This window comes from Acidobacteriota bacterium, assembly GCA_022340665.1.
In the GTDB taxonomy this organism is placed as follows: Bacteria; Acidobacteriota; Thermoanaerobaculia; order Thermoanaerobaculales; family Sulfomarinibacteraceae; genus Sulfomarinibacter.
On sequence record JAJDNM010000083.1, the window covers coordinates 1 to 17,106 of the forward strand.

Here is a 17,106-nt window from a genome sequence, read left to right on the forward strand (position 1 = left end):
CGCCGCACGGTGGGCCACAGTCAGAAGCCATGCTCTTGGATTCCTGATATTCGAAAGTCGCCGACCCTGCTCGACCAGTCGCACGAAGACATCCTGAACGACGTCGGACGCATCCTCCGACGAGCCAGTGCGCCACAGCGCCAGCCCGTAGAGCTGGTGAGAGGCTTCGTCGTAAAGCGTCTCGAGGGAATCCAACCGCCCTGCGGCGATATCCGCAAAGAGCCCACGCCAGTCCTCTTTGACATGGCGGGACGAGGTTTCAACCACGGTCGGAGACGTCAACAGGTCGTTGCTCACAGCTTCCACACTATCTCAGACGTCCCACCCGACGCCTTTTGTCAATCGACCCCGCAAGGAGATTCCGAATTCCGAATTCAATACTCTCCTCCTGCTACGATGCCTCGGTGATCATCACAGTGATTCTCGCTTCGATCATGGCCGGTGCGGTCTTCAGCCTGCTCCATGCGATCAGGGTCGGCGACCGGCCGCTGGAAGTGTTCTCGAAAAGCGCGGCCTCGGTCGCATTCGTCGCCCTCGGCTTCGCCCGTTGGTCTGCCGGTGACCCTGTAGACACCTGGATGATCGCGGCGCTCACACTCTGCGCAGTGGGAGATTTCTGCCTTCTGTGGGACAGGTCTTTCGATGTTGGTCTGATCGCCTTTCTCCTCGGCCACGTCGCTTACGTGGCCGGATTCACCCTCGCCCTCCCGATCGGTGGATGGCCACTCCTCACTCTGGTTCCTTTGGTTGCAGCCGGAGCCTTCGCCTCGAGGTGGTTATGGCCCCACCTCGGTAGCAAACGCATGCCTATTGTGATCTACCTGATCGTCATATCGATTATGGTCTGGGGGGGCCTATCGACCTTCTTGAGAGGTGTTCTACCCTGGACGGCGGCCGTCGGGGCGGTCCTTTTTTATCTCTCGGATCTCGCGGTCGCCCGCCATCGGTTCGTGCGCGAATCTTTCCTCAACCGAGCCATCGGTCTTCCCGTCTACTTCTCTGGCCAAATCCTCCTTGCCATGACCGTTGGAGCGGGTTAGCCTCGCCATCGCGCGGAGGAAACTCATGAAGTCTGGCATCGCATTTCTTCTTATTGTCGTGGTTTCGATCGCCAGCATGGCGGTTGCACAGGCCACCTGGAGCGGACACACGAGCGCCGGTGAGTACGCCTTTGCGCGTGGAGATGTCACCCGCGCCAAGGCCGAGTTCCAGGCCGCGCTCGACATCGCCCAGGGATTTCCTCCCGGTGACCGGAGGCTGGAGACCAGCCTGGAAAACCTCGCGCGGCTGTATGAGCATCAATCGGAGTTCGACCAGGCTCAGCCGCTGTACCAGCTCCTGTTGGTTGCACAGGAGAATCGTCTCGGTATGGACGATCCCGGGTTGCTCGGCACGCTCTTCGCCGTCGCCCGTGTCAGTCAACCGACCGGCGACCTGCCGACAGTCGTTGACAGCCTTGAACGGTACGCCGCGATCGCCGATGCGAGCGGTAAGGCAGATCCGAGGAAACACTGGCAGGCGATGCAGATGCTCGCTCGCATGGAAACCGTTCAGGAGAAGCCGGAACGGGCTCTCGACTGGCAACGCCGGACGAGGGACGCCATTACAGAAGATCCCGGCGCGACGGCCGAGGAGCGCGCGATGGTGCTCGTGTCGCTGGCGGAAATGGAGCTGAACGCGGGCCACGGACCGGAGGCCGAGCGCGCATACCTCGAGATCGCGGAGATCCGCGAAGAGGAGGGCGAAAGCGATGCCCTTCCGCGGACGATGGCGGCGGGCGCGGACATCGCCCTCGCATCGGGTGAACTCGATACGGCCGAAAGCCTCGCCATGCGGGCGCTCGACGCATCACCGGACGCCGAATCCGAACTCCTGGCGCGCAGGGTTCTCGCCGACATCAGCTGGATCCAGGTCAATCGCGGCACGAACGACATGGAAATGCTCCTGGCCGCCGCAAAGGACAGTGAGGACCTGGTCCGGGCACGTGACCGCCTGCAATCACTCGCCCTCCTGCAAGATCCGCCAACGGCGGAGATTCTGTCCCGGATGGCTCAGGTCGAAGCTCTACGCGGTCAACCTGCATCCGCGGCCGATTGGCAGCGCCGTCTCGTCGAGGCTCTGCCGGCCGACTCCAGGATGGAGGCCCAGGTCAATCTCGTACCACTCCTGGGCGCAGCGGGTCTCTGGCATGAAGCACTGGCGATCAACGGAGCCCAGCTCGCCGAGCTCGAATCGCGCTACGGACCTTCTGACCGTCGATTGTTGCCGCTGCTCGGACAACGCCTGGGACTACTCGAGGGGGCGGGTCAGAAAAAGGAAGCGAAGAAGGTCAGGAAGCGGATGAAAAAAATCTCGCGCTGATCCACCCTCCCAACCAGCCCAACGCGCACTTGGAATTCTCAATGTTGAATCCCCAACAACCGATCCCGGTTGCTGAGGGTGCGGGTGGGAAATTCGCAATTCGAAATTCGCAATTCGAAATGCTCCCCTGACTTGCCCCGGATTTTCTCATCAGCGATGATGGCGCCATGAAGCACCGTTTACCACCCGGAAAAGTCCCCTGGGAAATTGTCGCCGACCTGCTTGCAGGTGATCTTCCTCCCGAGGTCAAGCTCGGGCCGGCTGCGGGGGAGGACGCAGCCCTGGTCGAGATCGGCGACGAACTCTGGGCGATCGCCACGGATCCGATCTCCTTCACCGCCACTGACGCCGGCCGACTGGCGGTTTTCGTCAATGCCAACGACGTCGCCGTACGTGGAGCGAAACCTCGGTACTTCCTCGCGGTGGGACTGATCGCGCCGAGCGAAGCGTCGTCGGAACGCGTCTCGGATCTCCTTGGTCAGGTGCGCGCAGCGTGCGACGAGGTCGGCTGCTCACTGATCGGCGGACACACCGAGGTCACCCCCGGTCTCCCACACAGCATGGTCGTGGGTACGATGCTCGGACGGGTCGAAGGCGTTCCTTTGACCACCGGCGGCCTGCGTGAGGGGGACTTTCTGGGCATGACCCGCTTCGCCGGCCTCGAGGGAACCGCCATCCTCCTTGCCGAACATGGTGACAGCTGGCGATCAACGCTGGATTCTGCCCCGATTTCCGCGATGGAAGAAAGCCCTGGAAACAGCTGTTTGCTGGTCGCACCCGAAGCGTTACTGGCTGCCTCCTGCAGTGGCGTCACGGCCCTGCACGACGTCACCGAAGGCGGTGTTGGCGAGGCGCTTCATGAAATGGCGGTCGCATCCGGACTCGACATCCGTATCGACAGTGCGGCAATCCCGGTGCTCCCGGTGACCCGGGCCATCTGCGAGGACCTCGGAATCGACCCTCTGGGATTGATCGGCTCCGGTTCGATTCTCGTCGGATGTGAGAAAAAATCCCGGTCCCGGGTGGAGGCCGCCTTCGAAGAGGCAGGCGTGCCGTTCAGCTGGATCGGTCGCGCTCGGGCACCCAGTGAATCACCCCGATCGAGCCTGTCCCGTTTTCCCAGGGACGAGCTGCTCAAGGCCCATGTGATGGACACCATACGAGCCGTGATCTTCGACATGGACGGCACCCTGATCGACTCGCGCTATGACTGGCCGCAGATCCGCCGGAGTCTCGGCGTCACCGGCTCGTCGATCATCGATGATCTCAACGGTTTGCCCGAGCCCCAGCGATCACGAAAATGGGCGGATCTCGAGGAGACTGAAAGGGCCGCCAGCGAGAGCGCGATACTCCATGAGGGCGCGCGAGAACTCCTCATGTTGCTCGCCGAGAAGGGCCTCTCCACCGCCCTCGTGACCAACAACAGCGAGCCCAACACACGGCACCTACTCGACCGATTCGGGCTTCGTTTCGACATCGTCCTGACGCGGGACTCAGGGCTCTGGAAGCCGTCTGGAGCGCCGATTGCCGAAGCGGTGAGGCGCCTCGGGGTTTCACCGGGCTTTTGTCTCGGAGTCGGCGACTCGCGCTATGACCTGCTCGCTGCGCGGGAGGCCGAGCTTTCGGCCGTCTGCCTCCTTCACGACGGCGCGAGGGGTGACAGCCTCGAGGCAGACCTCGCCTTCGTCGACATCCCGGCGTTCGTGCGGTACCTGCGGGTCGTCTTACCCTAGCGATATTCGATGCCAGATACTGGTCGCTCGATGCTCGATGCTGGATGCTGGATACACACAGAGGACGACTGACTCTCGGTTGGGCGGGGGGATCGAGTATCCAGTATCGAGCATCCACTGAATGGGCGGATCCGCGCTACTCGGCTTCAGTTTCCTCCAGTGCCGATTTGAGCTCGCGCAGTTTTCCTTGGATCGACCGCACATTCTCCGGGCCCATGCGCAGCAGCTGCCGCTGGGCACTTGAGAGGGCCTCGAGCTCATTATCGGCCCAGGCGTAGGTAACGACCAGCTGCTCGACCTGCTCTGTGCCTCTCAACACCGGCGCCGCCAACAGATGGTCGATCGCCCGTGCCAGGCGTCTGTCGAAATCCGCGTTGGCCGGGCTGATCTCGGCGTATGCATCGTCAATGAGTGGCTCGAGCTCGTGGTAGAGCACAACGGCGCCCTCGGTATCGAGGGCATCGAAGACGTCCGCGACAACATCGTAACGGTGGTAGGTGTCAGGCTCTATGACCAGGACTCCGTTGGGCTTTTCATCGACCTCGAAACCACCCTTGGGGCGCATGAAATCGAGATGTTCCCGCGGGCTGACACCTGATGCGATGTTGTCGACCGAAGCGACGAACCTCCGGATCAAATCTTCATTGACGAGCCACGCTGCGAGCTTGGGATGAGAGGAGAGCTCGGTGGTCAGCTCGCGCACTACCGCGTCGCTGGTGGCCAGAGTGGTGCCACTCAGACGAACGGACAACCGTTCCTCGAGAGTCGGAGTCGGCTCCGGCACGGGCGTTGGCGTGGCGAAAGACACGGTCTCCACGGGCTCCTCTGCTCTATCCCGACTGAAATACCACCACCCGAGTGCTGCAGCCACGATAACGACCAGAGCGACAAAGATAGCGATGATGGTACGGTTCTGTTCTGCCATGGATGCCTCCGGACTCAAGGATACACCCGACCCACCCAACCGCCCGACACCAAATGCTGGATGCTAGATGCTGGATGCTGGATGCTGGATGCTGGATGCTAGATGCTGGATGCTGGATGCTGGATGCGTGTGAATGGTGACGCTGACAGCTGTGATGTGGGGCCGACAGCTCAACGAAATTGTGAGCTAGAACCCTTCCAGCACGGCCGTCACCAGCGCACTCGAGAATTCCTTCGACAGCTCCGTCATGGCGACGTTCTGCTTGTCGAAATAGTCCACCGCCACAGGATCGACAGCGTACGAGGTGCGGCGCGAAAAGGCCTTGTCCTCCCAAAGGATTTCCGGCTCTTCCCCGCGCACGTCTTGCAGCTGTACGACGGCCTGCAGGCTCATCTGGTACTCGTTCGCACGGCCCTGTTCGTCGTAGGACACAGGAATTACGGCCAGCCGCTGGATAGTGCCAGACAGGATCACGTCTGCCTGCGACGGATCATCGACAAGGCGGAGTCTGCGCCGGCGCACCCACTCCAGTGTCAATGCCTCCATCAACCTCTGATCCATTTCCACCCACCTGGTTTGGTTCTCGAAGTTCTCCACGTGGAGCGTTTCAATTTCCTCCGGTAGGAACGACGTCGTTCCTACGAGGTGATAACCACACGACGTCAGCTCGGCCGCCACAAACAATGTTACGAGAAGACGCGGCAAGAACTTCACTGGGGCACGTTAGCACAAGATTCGGCCCGAGACCTGAGGCCTGGGGCTTGAGACTTGACGCCGTGTTGGCGCGATCAAGCTTGCATGCCCTCGGCTCGCAGGTCCCAAGCCTCAAGCCCTGCGGATCGTGGCCACGCTGTCATTTTTTGCTCCGATACCCGGCTCGAAGCTTGCGGATCTCTTCCATGCGCTCGGCGATGCGGCTTTCCCAGCCGTACCCGGTCGGGAAATAGAAACGTGTCCCGACCAAATCCTCCGGAAGACACTCGAGGTCCGCAACAGCCCCGTCCTCGTCGTGCGCGTATTTGTAGCCCTCGCCATATCCCGCATCTTTCATCAGGGTGGTCGGCGCATTTCGAATCGACATCGGAATGGCGAGACCAGGTCGATGGGCAACCTCCCGCTTGACCCTGCCGTAGGCCTTATAGAGGGCGTTCGATTTCGCGGCCAGGCATAGGTAGACGGCCGCTTGGGCGAGTGCGAGCTCGCACTCGGGCATGCCGATGTGGTCGACAGCCTGCGCCACCGCCGCCACCTGTTGCAGGGCTCTCGGGTCCGCCATCCCGACGTCCTCCGACGCCATGCGCAGCATCCGCCGAACGACAAATCTCGGATCGGCACCACCCTCGAGCATTCGGGCAAGCCAGTAGAGAGCCGCGTCGACGTCGGAGTTCCTCACCGCCTTATGGAGAGCAGAAATGAGGTTGTAATGCTCCTCGCCACCCTTGTCGTAGACCGCGACCACATTCTGCGCCACCCGCTCGACGAGCTCGGTATCTACAGCCGTCAGTCCATCCGATAACGCCACTGTCACAGCGAGCTCGAGGTGGTTGAGGGCCTGGCGTGCGTCACCGGCTGCAACCGTCGCGATCAGCTCCAGTGCATTGGGCTCTATTTCGGGCGCGATATTACCCAGGCCTCGATCTCCGTCATCAAGCGCCGAGTGGAGAATCTCGACGAGCTGGACCGGCTTCAGCGGATCGAGGATGTACACTTTGACCCGTGACAACAAAGCGCGATTGAGCTCGAAAGACGGGTTTTCGGTGGTGGCGCCAATGAGCACAATGTCCCCCGCCTCGACGTAGGGCAGGAACGCATCCTGTTGAGCACGGTTGAAACGGTGGATTTCGTCGACGAAAAGCACCGTTCGACGCCCCTCGGAGCGACGAAGTCCACGGGCCGCTGACATCACCGACCGCGCTTCTCTGACACCCGAAAGAACAGCCGAAAAAGTCACCATCTCGGCACCGGCGGCTTCGGCGAGAAGCCTGGCGATCGTCGTCTTTCCGCTGCCTGGCGGTCCCCAAAAAACCACTGACGGCAACTCTCCGTCAACCAGCAGCGACCGGATGACCCCGCTTTTGCCGACCAGCGCCTCCTGCCCAACGACCGCGTCGAGATTTTTCGGCCTCATGCGTTCGGCGAGCGGGCCGATCGAAGGGTCATCCGGGAAGAGTGGCGGCTGACCCATCTCTCACACGGGCCCACCGGTCAGCGAGGCCGCCCGTTCGAGGTCGAGCATGCGAACGAAGGCTGTCATCAGTGTGGGCCCCACAGTAACGGCGCCATGCTCGCGCAAAACGCACGCCTTGGCCAATCTCAACGCGGCAGCAGTCGATTCTGCGAGGGCCCGCGAGCCCTCCGGATGATGGGGAACCGCGAAAATCGCGCCAACCATCCTGCCGCGATCTTCGAGCCGCCTCCACACCGGGAGCTTTCCCTGGGCATCGAGCTGCAGCAGCCGGGGCGGGTGGGCGTGGACTACCGCTCCAATGTCCGGTACCCCTCGATAAAGCTCGAGGTGAAGCCTCGCCTCAGAGCTGGCCGCAGGGGGGAGGGCATCCGACTCGAGTGCAACCTCCACCAGATCCTGCGGTTGCAGGTTTCCGAGTTCGGACCCGGTCGAGGTCATCAGACACCGACTCTCTGCGAGCCGAATCGAGAGATTACCCTCGCTCTCTCGAACCAGTCCAGCGTCGGCGAGGCGTCGTCCTACCTCGATGAGTATTGTGCGAGGGTCAGCGAGGTTCATGCTGTTCGGCACTCAGCCGTATCCGGCACTCCTCGCTACACAGGAAGCGGTCTTCACCGTTCGCCAGCGCTCTCCCGGCCGGCACGAAGGTCCCGCAAACAGCGCACTCCACAAGCTCTTCGACTGTGTTTCCCCCGTCCCCACTCGCCCATTGCCGTCGACGGCGCCGGGCTTCGGGCGAGAAACGGCTGAAGCTGTCCGCTCCCGGCGCCTTTTCGGACAGCCGTCGACCGATCGTGGCGAGGATACGCCACACGACGAGGAGCACAATGACGACCAGCAGGATGCGTTGCATGAGACCGTTCCAAGGGGAAGAGTATAAACCCTCGAATTCGGAATTCAGAATTCCGGAGGCGTCAGCCGCCGAAGACTTCCTTTTCCAGGCCGGAAAGATCCGGGATTCCAGAATTGCTTTCCTTGAGTTCCAGGAGTGCTCGCAGCGTCTCTGCCGCCAAATCGTGGTCGTGCAGATCGAATTGGTATACGACGACCTTGTTGTACAACGCCTGCCAGTGGTCAGGATCAGCGGCGAGGGCCTGATCGAGCAGATCGATGCTTTTCTGAGGCTGGCCGAGGTTCCGGTAGACGACTGCGAGGTCGGTCATGACATTTGCATCACCTGGCTGCGCAGCAAGCGACTTTTCGTACCACTCTCTGGCATCCGGCCATCGGTTGGCATCGAAATAGAGATTACCCAAGGCAGCCAACAACCCTGCATCATCGGGATTGTCGGCGAGAAGCGCCTCGACCTCTGCCACCCGCTGTCGCAGCTGCTGTGCGTCGGCACCAGTGGAGGAATCCAGAGGTGGGTGGCCGTCCGGCAGCCCCTCGGCCTGCGACCCAGCCTGGGGGTTGAGGCCCAACCTGACGGCCTTCGCAGGGGGTATCGGCTGGCGTTCGGCCAGCACGTAGCCAATCACGAGACCGATCATCAAGCCGATGATGAGTGTGAGCCATGGATTTCGGTGCATGCTCGGGATCCTCCATTCCGATTCGCAAACGCCCGGGCTGGGAGCCGGAACAATAGCACGACTCGCCGTGCTAGCCCGAATTACTCATGAGGTTTCGTCGCGAGGGCGACGAGGCGCCGAGCCCGGTGGGGTTTCCGACCCGAGGGGCGCGGAGGCGTACTCGATGGTACGTCGAGAACCCCGAGGTGAGAAAAAACCGCCGGGTGCGGTGCATCGTCGTCCGCAGTAGAGACCTCATGAGAATTCCGGGCTACTCGCCCTCGACGATCCTGGTCGCAGTCCAACTACCCATCGCCGGGAGGCCGCTCGCGAGCTGAGTCGCCTCCCAATTGCCCTGCAGCCGGGCATTTCTGCCGTGCCCGACAAGACGACCGTAGAAGATCGCCGCAAACCCGTACTGGGAGTCGATTCTCTCGAGCCTCACCTTACCGGCGACAAAAGTCCCCCGGAACGAGCCGTTGAATCCCCCGGACAACGAATAGGTTCCACTCACAAGGGTGCCCTGTTGTTGGAGGTAGGCGACTCCCTCCTGGCCCGGTTCAACAACCAGCTGCCAGCTGCCTGCAAGAGGCGCACTCGCCTCGCCGATCCCGGCCGCCAGACGCTGCACCTCGGCCTCGATCGCGGCGATCATCGACCGATTTTCGAGCATTGCGCCCCGCTGTTGTTGCATCTCTGTCAGAATCGCCAGAACCTCCGCCTCCGTCTTTCGAAGATCTGCGTCATGCAGTCGAAGACTCTCGACGGACTCGCCCTGCCGTTGGGCGTCAAGAAGATTGCCGGTTTGCTGCTCGAATCGGGACCAGATCGCACGGAGCTCCTCGCGTGTCTCGACGAGGTCACCGAGCTGGGTGTCCAACAGTGACTCTCGGATCGTAACCTGTTCGCGCAGGCTGGCACCGACCTGACCACCAACCACATTCGGCAGAATGACAATCGCGGCGATTGCGAGAATAGCGGCTCGTTTCATGACTCGCTCCCTTTCGAACCTCCGTGACAGAGCCCGCCCGAAGCAGCGATGCCGAGTCGGCCCCTCACGAACCCTCAAACCTGTTCACGACCGCGGTACCGACGAGGTCGCTCCATACGTTGGTAGCGGTGCGCATCATGTCAAGGACGCGATCGACCGCGATGATCGTGCCAATGCCCTCGAGCGGCAACCCAACCGCCTGAAGCACCACGACGAGCATCACCAGACCGGCCATGGGGATGCCGGCAGCACCAACCGAGGCAAGTAACGCCGTCAACAGAACCAGAGCCTGTTGATGGAGTTCGAGCCCCACTCCATACATTTGGGCGATGGTCAATGCCGCAACCGCCTCGTAGAGCGCGGTTCCATCCATATTGACCGTGGCACCAAGGGGCAGTACAAAGCTCGTCACTCCACGGCGATTGCCAGCCTTTTCCGAGCAATCCATGCTCAAGGGCAGGGTAGCCGATGACGAGGCGGTGGAAAAGGCGGTGGCAACCGCCGGCGCCATTCGCCTGCCGTACTCGAGCGGATTCCGTGCACCGAGTATGAGGAGAATCAGCGGCAGGGTCACCATCGCGTGAACCAAGAGACCGACCCCAACCGTCACGAAGTAGTATCGCAGGTCCCAGATGATGCCGGGTCCGCTACGTGCGACCTCGCGAGCCAGCAGGGCGAAGATCCCGACCGGCGCGAGTCTTACGATGGCCAGGGTCAAAGCCTGGATCACTTCGAGCACGCCGTCCACCAACCGTTGTACGGCGTCCACGTTGGGTCCGTTGAGACGCGTCAAGAAAAGCCCGAAAAGGAGTGCAAAGACGATGACGGGAAGCACCTCTCCGGCAGCCATCGCCGAGATGACGTTGTCCGGCACCATCCTCAAAAGAAAATCCGGCAGCGACGATGACGTCGTGGAAAAGCCCTCAGGCAGGTCTCGAGCGGTCGCGAAATCGAGATGAACGCCCGGTCTTATGACATTGACGAGCGCCATGCCGACAACGATCGCAAGGGTCGTGGATACTGTGTAGTAGAGCACCGTTCGGATGCCGACCCGGCCCACCGACCGGGCGCTGCCGAGGCTTGCCACACCACTGACAAGTGAAGTGAAGATGAGTGGAATGATGATCATCTTCAGGAGCCTGAGAAACAGATCGCCGATGAAACCGATGTTTTCCGCGGCTGCAGGAACCAACCAGCCGAAAGCCACACCGGCCACCAGGGCGATGAGTACCTGCCAGTGGAGCTTGAAGAACCAGGATTTCGACTTCGAGTTGTCGTCGGCCATCAATCCTCCGTGAACCGTCGCGGGTCAGAATAACATCACGGAGGAGCACACAAGCGAAGGCACTCAGCTACAAGCTGATGGCTTCAATCATCATCCTGCTTCACGACGTGTCCAAGAGCGTCCTCGACCTGTTCTTCGACCTTGCCGGCATCACGTTTTTCGACTTCGGCCACTTCGTTGACCAGGAGCTGCCTGGCATGGTCGTACATTTTCCGCTCGCGAAAGCTGAGGGTCTTTCGGCCGGCGACCTCTGCAAGACACAGCAGCACATCGACGATTTCGTCGAGATCACCGGTCTTGATTCGGTCCAGATTGGCGCGATACCGGTCCTTCCAGTCCTCCGCGTTTTCGCCCTCGGCGGCCCTCAGGCGCTTCATCACCTGTTTGACCTGTTTCTTTTCCGAGAGACGCCTCAGACCGACCCGCTCACAGTTATCGACAGGAACCATCACCTTTGAGTCGGAACCGATCAGTCGAAGGTGATAGCACTTCATCTCGGTACCGGCAAAAACCTCGTTCGAGATTTCCTCGACGACCGAAACGCCTTGGCTGGGGTAGACAACCTTGTCGCCAACCTTGAACTGCACTCGCGCCCCTTTCTTGGACGCTTCAGGTTAACACGGCCACAGAGCGAATACCCTCAGCCGAGCTCCGCACGGCAGTGCGGGCACACCAGCGCCCCGGGACGGATGTCACCGCCGCAGTGTTCGCACGTCACCCTTCTGCTGCTCACTGCTCGCAATGTGATCACCGAAACCGCAACGAACCCCAGCAAAACGAACATTGAAAGCGGAGGCGCAACGAATGCCGTACCTGCGAGCGTCGCGGATGCACCCGCCTCGCTCACTGACGCGAGCTTCCCCGCAGATTCATGGGCGTCTTCTGCAAGATCGCGGAACGGACGTCGCACCTGGTTCCGCAGCCAGTGAACGCCGGCTGCGGTTGTACCGCCGAGGACGCCTGATGCGCCGAGTTGAATCAAGCTGTCGTTGAGGGTGCCGGTCATGGCCGCGAAGCCGATGAATCCTGCAATGATTTTCGGCAGATACGAGGCAACATCCGAGAACCTGCCGAGGTCCGGGTGGGCATCGACGATGATCTCCACGATCACGAGCACGCCGAGGATGGCCATCACAGCCGGATCGGCGATCCACGCGAAACGTTCAGAGAGCTCGAAGTATGACGTGTAGTTGAATGCACCGAGGGCGAGCACCGGGATGAAGGCCTTCGCGCCCGCACCCGCCGAGAGCCCGAATGCTGCCATAATTGTCATCAGCGATTCCATTACGATCTCCTTGTCGTTTCCATTGACCCTACGGCGCCTGCATTTTCTCCATAATGCCGGCGACCGACCAACCGAGCAGCGCTGCGGCTGCAACTGCAAGAAGGATCAGCACGATGCTGATCACCGCCAGAGTGATTGGAAGCGCTTTCTCCCAACCCGCGAGCTCTTTCCCCTTCCGTTCTCGTTCCAGGCTCACCGCCGTCGACAGGTGGACGATCGAAGTGAGCAGCGCGAATGTGCCCGCCCCGACTGCAACCCCTGCAACCGGAACGGTCATTGCTCCGTACCCGGGCAGACCGATCCAAAGAAATGCAAACCGGCCCAACCAACGATTGAGAAGTCGCCGCACTGGCCTCAGCAGCCGCTGCGCATCCCTGACCAGCACGATACGCACGATCACCAGATGTGCGGCCACCACCAAGGGGACCACAGCCAACGCACCGATATGCACGAACGGCATCACAATCGCGACGACCGCGACCAGAGGCGTCCCCCACATGAGTAAACGACGGTAGGTGGCGGTTTGTTCCTGTTGAACTCTCACAAAACGCAACTCGAGCGCTTCCGAATTCGCATCGGTTCCGAGATTCCGCCCGCAGTGAGGACACGCTTCGAGAGCCTGGCGAGCCGGAAGCTTCTCAAGGCACCAGGGACACGATTTCGCCATCGGCCGAGTATACGCACACGCAACAGTAGAATTCGGAATTCAGAATTCGGAATTCGGAATTACCCTCCGCCCAACCGTGGATTTCGAAATTCGAACTTGAACTCCCGCCCAGCTTCTCGTTTTCCACTGTGCGGCCTCGGGGCAAAAATGATGGAACGTTCGAACGTTTTAACGTGAAACGTTCAAACGTTTCAAGATCATCTCCGCGGCATAATCGATCTCCTCGTCGGTCGTGAAGCGACCCACCGAGAACCGGATGGTCGCTGCCGCGAGTTCGGGATCGACGCCCATCGCCTGCAGCACGTGCGACACCGTTGCCGAACCCGCATGGCAGGCAGCACCGGCCGACGCCGCGAGATCGTCGGCGAGACTTTCCAACATTTCTTCCGCCAAAGAACCCGGAAAACCCACACTCGAAGTGTTCGGTAGCCGGTACTCGGGGTGACCGTGCTCGACAATGTCCCCGCGCCCCTCCCGCAGCCTCTCGACCAGCCGATCTCGGAGATCGGCCATTCGATCCCTTTCTGCCGCGGCCTCCCTTCGGGCCAGCTCGCAGGCGGTCCCGAGGCCAATCGCGAGGAGGACGCTCTCTGTGCCAGCTCGGCGGCCATTCTCGTGGCCGGCGCCGCGTATCTGTGGTTCGATTCGCAGGCCCTCACGGATGAACAGCGCGCCCACCCCTTTGGGCGCGTACAGCTTGTGGCCGGCAACCGATAACAGATCGACACCAAGATCGTTCACATCCACCGGCATCTTTCCGACCGCCTGGGCAGCGTCGACATGGAGCACCACACGCTGGTCGCGGCAGAGTTCCGATACTTCCGCCACCGGTTGCAGCGTTCCGACTTCGTTGTTGGCCAACATCAGTGATACCAGCACGGTGTCGTCACGCAAGGCGGCCCTCACGTTCTCGGGATCGACCAGGCCGAACCGATCGACCCCGACGATCGTGAGAGTGATCCGGCCCTCCATCTCGAGGGCCAGCACCACCTCGAGCACCGCAGGATGCTCAATGGCAGACGTAATGACATGGCCACCCCCGCGAGCTTCGACCAGGCCACGGATAGCCAGGTTGTTCGATTCCGAGCCACCCGAGGTGAAAACCATTTCGGATGGTCGGCAGGCGAGACATTCTGCGACCTGTTCGCGAGCACTCTCGAGTGCTGCCTTTGCTCTGCGCCCTTCAGCGTGGGTCGAGGAGGGGTTTCCGTGACCACCGGAAAGAAACGGCCCCATGGCTTCGGCCACTCGAGGATCGATCGGTGTGGTCGCGTTGTAGTCGAGGTAGATGAAGCTCACGTTGAGAGTGTAGCCTGTCGCGAGTTCGCCCAACGAAATCCGATCCCCATCCCGATTCCAACGTTGAATTCCATTCTCGAGAGCGGGAGCGGGATCGGGTTCGGGATCTTCATTATCGCCCTGCTGCGACCGATGCGTTGCAGATCACAGACAACACCGCTACCATGCCGTGGCGCACCAGCTAACGGTGCGCACACCACGCCAAAAAACTCCGCTGGAGGTCCATCATGGCCAATGGAATCGTCCCCGTCCCACCGCCAGTCAACGATCCGATCCGATCCTATGCCCCCGGCTCACCAGAAAAGGCCTCTCTCAAGGCCAAGATTGAAGAAATGCTGAGCCAGGAGATCGAGATCCCGCTGATCATCGGCGGCAAGGAGGTGCGCACCGGCGACACGGCCACTGCCGTATGCCCGCACGATCACAAGCACGTGCTCGGTACCTACCACAAGGCCGGTGAAAAAGAGGTCCAGATGGCCATCGAGGCCGCGGCCGAGGCCTGGAAGGAGTGGTCGGAGACCCCGTGGGAACACCGCGCGGCGGTGATGCTCAAGGCCGCTGAGTTGCTGCAGGGGCCGTGGCGTGACCGGCTCAACGCCGCCTGTATGCTCAATCAATCGAAAAATGTCTTCCAGGCGGAGATCGATTCCGCCTGCGAGCTGGTGGATTTCTGGCGCTTCAACCCCTACTACATGCGCTTCATTTTTGAACAGCAGCCGGAGTCGATGCTCGGCCACTGGGACCAGGTCGAGTACCGGGCGTTGGAGGGATTCGTCTTCGCCGTCACGCCTTTCAACTTCGCCTCTATCGCCGGCAACCTACCGACAGCGCCCGCGTTGATGGGCAACACGGTGCTCTGGAAGCCGGCCTCGTCGGCGGTCTTCACTGGGTGGCACCTGATGAAGCTGATGGAGGCCGCCGGCTTCCCGCCCGGGGTCATCAATTTTGTTCCGGGCTCCGGCGGTCAGGTCGGTAACCCGGTGATGGCGAGCCCGCATCTGGCCGGCATCCACTTCACCGGATCCACGCCGGTCTTCCAGGGCATGTGGAAGTCGATCGGCGACAATATCGCCAACTACCGAACCTACCCACGTATCGTAGGCGAGACCGGAGGCAAAGATTTCATCTTCGCCCACGCATCCGCCGACCTCGAGGCTCTGGCCACCGCCATGGTGCGCGGCGCCTTCGAGTACCAGGGCCAGAAGTGCTCGGCCGCCTCGCGCGCCTACATTCCGAGATCGATCTGGCCGCAGGTCAAGGAGCTCACAGTCGGACAGATCTCCGAGATCAAGGTAGGCCCACCGACCGATTTTAGGAATTTCTTCAACGCGGTCATCGACGCCGGCGCCTTCCGTGACATCGCCGCTTACGTCCAGCACGCCATCGACTCGCCCGATGCCGAGATCCTGTGCGGCGGCGAGTGGGACGACTCCGAGGGCTACTACATCCAGCCGACTGTGGTCGAGACCACCGACCCGCATTTCAAGCTCATGGAGGAAGAGATCTTCGGACCGGTGCTGACGGTCTATGTCTACGAAGACGACGATCTCGACGCCACGCTCAAGCTCTGCGACACGACCTCTCCGTACGCGCTCACCGGCGCCATCTTCGCCGACGACCGTTCTACGATCGTCAAGATGACCGACCGCCTGCGTCACGCCGCCGGCAACTTCTACATCAACGACAAGCCGACCGGCGCCGTCGTTGGCCAGCAGCCCTTCGGCGGCTCCCGCGCCTCCGGCACCAACGACAAGGCGGGCTCCTACCTCAACCTGATCCGCTGGACCTCGCAACGCACGATCAAGGAGAACTTCGTGCCGCCAAAGCACTTCTCGTATCCGTTTATGGGGGAGGAGTGAAACAAGAATTAGGAATGAGGAGTGAGGAACTCGGAATTGCCGCCCGTCCGGTTCCCAGCGGGTAGGAATCGCCGCAACCTGGCCTAAGGAATCCAATGTGACCAGGCGGTGAGGTTGCCCAACTCGAAACCGTCGGCGAAGAGCAGGGTGCGGATGAAATATTCGCCGAAGGCGTAGGGCCCGTAACCGACGGCAACGGAGTCGACGACTGTGTCCGAACTCGTGTCGAGGATCTCCACCGCGTCGGCGGGTGTGTCGACAACATAGAGACGATCACCCAACGGGTGGCCAGAAAGACCGTGCGGTAACCAGAAACCGGGGATCACCTGCGTCTGGGATCCGGTCACGGAGTCTACCACTGCCACCCCGCTGATCGGGACTGAGACGCTCAACCTCTGAAGGCTCACGTAAAGCGTGCCGCCATCCGGGTGTATCGCCAGCGCCGCCGGGAAGTCGGGATCGATGGTGATGCCCTTGGGTTTCGCCTGGACGGGGATTGTGTTGGTGGCAGTCCCGGTCGCGACGTCGAGCACCGACACGTTCGATCCCACGTAGCTCGAAACGTAGACAGTCGAACTGTCCGGGTGCGCCAAAACCCCGTACGGCTCCACGTTCACATCGAGAGGGATCGCGCCCGTCACCGTGAAGGTGGCGGTGTCGATGACCGACACCGTGTCGGCTTCGCTGTTGGCCACAAATACCTTCGATCCGTCGCGCAGGACCGCCAGGCCGCTCGGCCTTTTCCCCACCGCCACTGAGTCAACCGGGGTTTGGGTAGCAACATCGACCAGGTAAACCGTTCCGTCAGATGCGACTCACGTTCCGCTCACCTGGACCTTGGCGCCGTCGGGATGGCAGGCAACGCCGCAGGGGTACGGGATGCCGAGTTCGATGGTGGCGACCACCGTGTCGGTAGCCGCGTCGATGACCGGCGAGCAGTGGTGGCTAGACCTCAGCCATGGTTTCCGCGGTCATAGTCGAGAGAACCAGCCCGAGGCGGCGAAT

At 61.4% G+C, this 17,106-nt stretch carries 18 protein-coding genes; 4 read left to right on the forward strand and 14 right to left on the reverse strand.

All coding sequences use genetic code 11. The features are described from left to right. Positions 1–297 (reverse strand): RNA polymerase sigma factor (locus tag LJE93_10095; GenBank protein MCG6949250.1); only part of this gene is annotated, 297 nt, incomplete at its 3' end. A gap of 107 nt (positions 298–404) precedes the next feature. Between LJE93_10095 and LJE93_10100 the strand changes: the two genes are divergently transcribed. From LJE93_10100 to LJE93_10110, 3 genes are all read left to right on the forward strand, one after another. Continuing rightward, the gene (locus LJE93_10100) at positions 405–1,040 is read left to right on the forward strand and encodes a lysoplasmalogenase (GenBank protein MCG6949251.1); all 636 of its coding nucleotides are present in this window, start codon (positions 405–407) and stop codon (positions 1,038–1,040) included. A 25-nt stretch (positions 1,041–1,065) separates the two neighbouring features. After that, positions 1,066–2,361, forward strand: coding sequence for a hypothetical protein (locus LJE93_10105; GenBank protein ID MCG6949252.1), 1,296 nt, complete (start codon positions 1,066–1,068; stop codon positions 2,359–2,361). Positions 2,362–2,528: 167 nt separating this feature from the next. After that, a complete protein-coding gene (locus tag LJE93_10110) occupies positions 2,529–4,094 on the forward strand; it encodes an HAD-IA family hydrolase (protein MCG6949253.1) in 1,566 nt (521 codons plus the stop codon). 136 nt (positions 4,095–4,230) lie between these two features. Here LJE93_10110 and LJE93_10115 read toward each other — a convergent pair whose 3' ends face one another. The 12 genes from LJE93_10115 to LJE93_10170 form a co-directional block, all read right to left on the reverse strand. Then, complete coding sequence (locus LJE93_10115; GenBank protein ID MCG6949254.1) at positions 4,231–5,019, reverse strand: DUF3014 domain-containing protein; 789 nt, start codon at positions 5,017–5,019, stop codon at positions 4,231–4,233. Between the two features lie 186 nt (positions 5,020–5,205). Beyond that, entirely contained in the window at positions 5,206–5,733 is a 528-nt protein-coding gene (gene lptE / locus LJE93_10120) for an LPS assembly lipoprotein LptE (GenBank protein MCG6949255.1), read from the reverse strand. Positions 5,734–5,872: 139 nt separating this feature from the next. Then, positions 5,873–7,204: a replication-associated recombination protein A gene (locus LJE93_10125; protein MCG6949256.1), complete on the reverse strand. Its 1,332-nt coding sequence runs from the start codon at positions 7,202–7,204 to the stop codon at positions 5,873–5,875. A gap of 3 nt (positions 7,205–7,207) precedes the next feature. Next, positions 7,208–7,777 carry a class II aldolase/adducin family protein gene (locus LJE93_10130; GenBank protein ID MCG6949257.1) on the reverse strand — a complete coding sequence of 190 codons (570 nt, stop codon included), beginning with the start codon at positions 7,775–7,777 and terminating at the stop codon, positions 7,208–7,210. Next, entirely contained in the window at positions 7,752–8,060 is a 309-nt protein-coding gene (locus LJE93_10135; protein ID MCG6949258.1) for a hypothetical protein, read from the reverse strand. The genes LJE93_10130 and LJE93_10135 overlap by 26 nt, the downstream gene beginning before the upstream one ends. A 61-nt stretch (positions 8,061–8,121) precedes the next feature. Next, positions 8,122–8,736 carry a tetratricopeptide repeat protein gene (locus LJE93_10140; protein ID MCG6949259.1) on the reverse strand — a complete coding sequence of 205 codons (615 nt, stop codon included), beginning with the start codon at positions 8,734–8,736 and terminating at the stop codon, positions 8,122–8,124. A gap of 250 nt (positions 8,737–8,986) precedes the next feature. Then, positions 8,987–9,706: a hypothetical protein gene (locus tag LJE93_10145; protein MCG6949260.1), complete on the reverse strand. Its 720-nt coding sequence runs from the start codon at positions 9,704–9,706 to the stop codon at positions 8,987–8,989. Between the two features lie 64 nt (positions 9,707–9,770). Next, positions 9,771–10,991 (reverse strand): dicarboxylate/amino acid:cation symporter, encoded by a 1,221-nt coding sequence (locus tag LJE93_10150; protein ID MCG6949261.1) that lies wholly within the window; start codon positions 10,989–10,991, stop codon positions 9,771–9,773. An 83-nt stretch (positions 10,992–11,074) separates the two neighbouring features. Continuing rightward, positions 11,075–11,578, reverse strand: coding sequence for a CarD family transcriptional regulator (locus tag LJE93_10155; GenBank protein MCG6949262.1), 504 nt, complete (start codon positions 11,576–11,578; stop codon positions 11,075–11,077). A gap of 53 nt (positions 11,579–11,631) precedes the next feature. Next, complete coding sequence (locus LJE93_10160) at positions 11,632–12,276, reverse strand: DUF4126 family protein (GenBank protein MCG6949263.1); 645 nt, start codon at positions 12,274–12,276, stop codon at positions 11,632–11,634. A gap of 28 nt (positions 12,277–12,304) precedes the next feature. Further along, entirely contained in the window at positions 12,305–12,943 is a 639-nt protein-coding gene (locus LJE93_10165; GenBank protein ID MCG6949264.1) for a hypothetical protein, read from the reverse strand. A gap of 168 nt (positions 12,944–13,111) precedes the next feature. Then, complete coding sequence (locus LJE93_10170; protein ID MCG6949265.1) at positions 13,112–14,242, reverse strand: cysteine desulfurase; 1,131 nt, start codon at positions 14,240–14,242, stop codon at positions 13,112–13,114. 227 nt (positions 14,243–14,469) lie between these two features. On the opposite strand from LJE93_10170, the gene pruA reads away from it, so the two are divergent. Further along, a complete protein-coding gene (gene pruA / locus LJE93_10175; protein MCG6949266.1) occupies positions 14,470–16,101 on the forward strand; it encodes an L-glutamate gamma-semialdehyde dehydrogenase in 1,632 nt (543 codons plus the stop codon). An 83-nt stretch (positions 16,102–16,184) separates the two neighbouring features. On the opposite strand, the gene LJE93_10180 is transcribed toward pruA, so the two are convergent. Beyond that, positions 16,185–16,856 carry a beta-propeller fold lactonase family protein gene (locus LJE93_10180; GenBank protein ID MCG6949267.1) on the reverse strand — a complete coding sequence of 224 codons (672 nt, stop codon included), beginning with the start codon at positions 16,854–16,856 and terminating at the stop codon, positions 16,185–16,187. Between the last annotated feature and the right edge of the window lie 250 nt (positions 16,857–17,106).

What these genes read in the sequence shown, in the direction of transcription:
- LJE93_10105 (MCG6949252.1), top strand. Translation starts at nt 1,066, where the DNA reads ATGAAGTCTGGCATCGCATTTCTTCTTATTGTCGTGGTTTCGATCGCC.
- LJE93_10110 (MCG6949253.1), top strand. Translation starts at nt 2,529, where the DNA reads ATGAAGCACCGTTTACCACCCGGAAAAGTCCCCTGGGAAATTGTCGCC.
- LJE93_10115 (MCG6949254.1), bottom strand. Translation starts at nt 5,019, where the DNA reads ATGGCAGAACAGAACCGTACCATCATCGCTATCTTTGTCGCTCTGGTC.
- LJE93_10125 (MCG6949256.1), bottom strand. Translation starts at nt 7,204, where the DNA reads ATGGGTCAGCCGCCACTCTTCCCGGATGACCCTTCGATCGGCCCGCTC.
- LJE93_10135 (MCG6949258.1), bottom strand. Translation starts at nt 8,060, where the DNA reads ATGCAACGCATCCTGCTGGTCGTCATTGTGCTCCTCGTCGTGTGGCGT.
- LJE93_10140 (MCG6949259.1), bottom strand. Translation starts at nt 8,736, where the DNA reads ATGCACCGAAATCCATGGCTCACACTCATCATCGGCTTGATGATCGGT.
- LJE93_10145 (MCG6949260.1), bottom strand. Translation starts at nt 9,706, where the DNA reads ATGAAACGAGCCGCTATTCTCGCAATCGCCGCGATTGTCATTCTGCCG.
- LJE93_10150 (MCG6949261.1), bottom strand. Translation starts at nt 10,991, where the DNA reads ATGGCCGACGACAACTCGAAGTCGAAATCCTGGTTCTTCAAGCTCCAC.
- LJE93_10160 (MCG6949263.1), bottom strand. Translation starts at nt 12,276, where the DNA reads ATGGAATCGCTGATGACAATTATGGCAGCATTCGGGCTCTCGGCGGGT.
- LJE93_10165 (MCG6949264.1), bottom strand. Translation starts at nt 12,943, where the DNA reads ATGGCGAAATCGTGTCCCTGGTGCCTTGAGAAGCTTCCGGCTCGCCAG.
- pruA (MCG6949266.1), top strand. Translation starts at nt 14,470, where the DNA reads ATGGCCAATGGAATCGTCCCCGTCCCACCGCCAGTCAACGATCCGATC.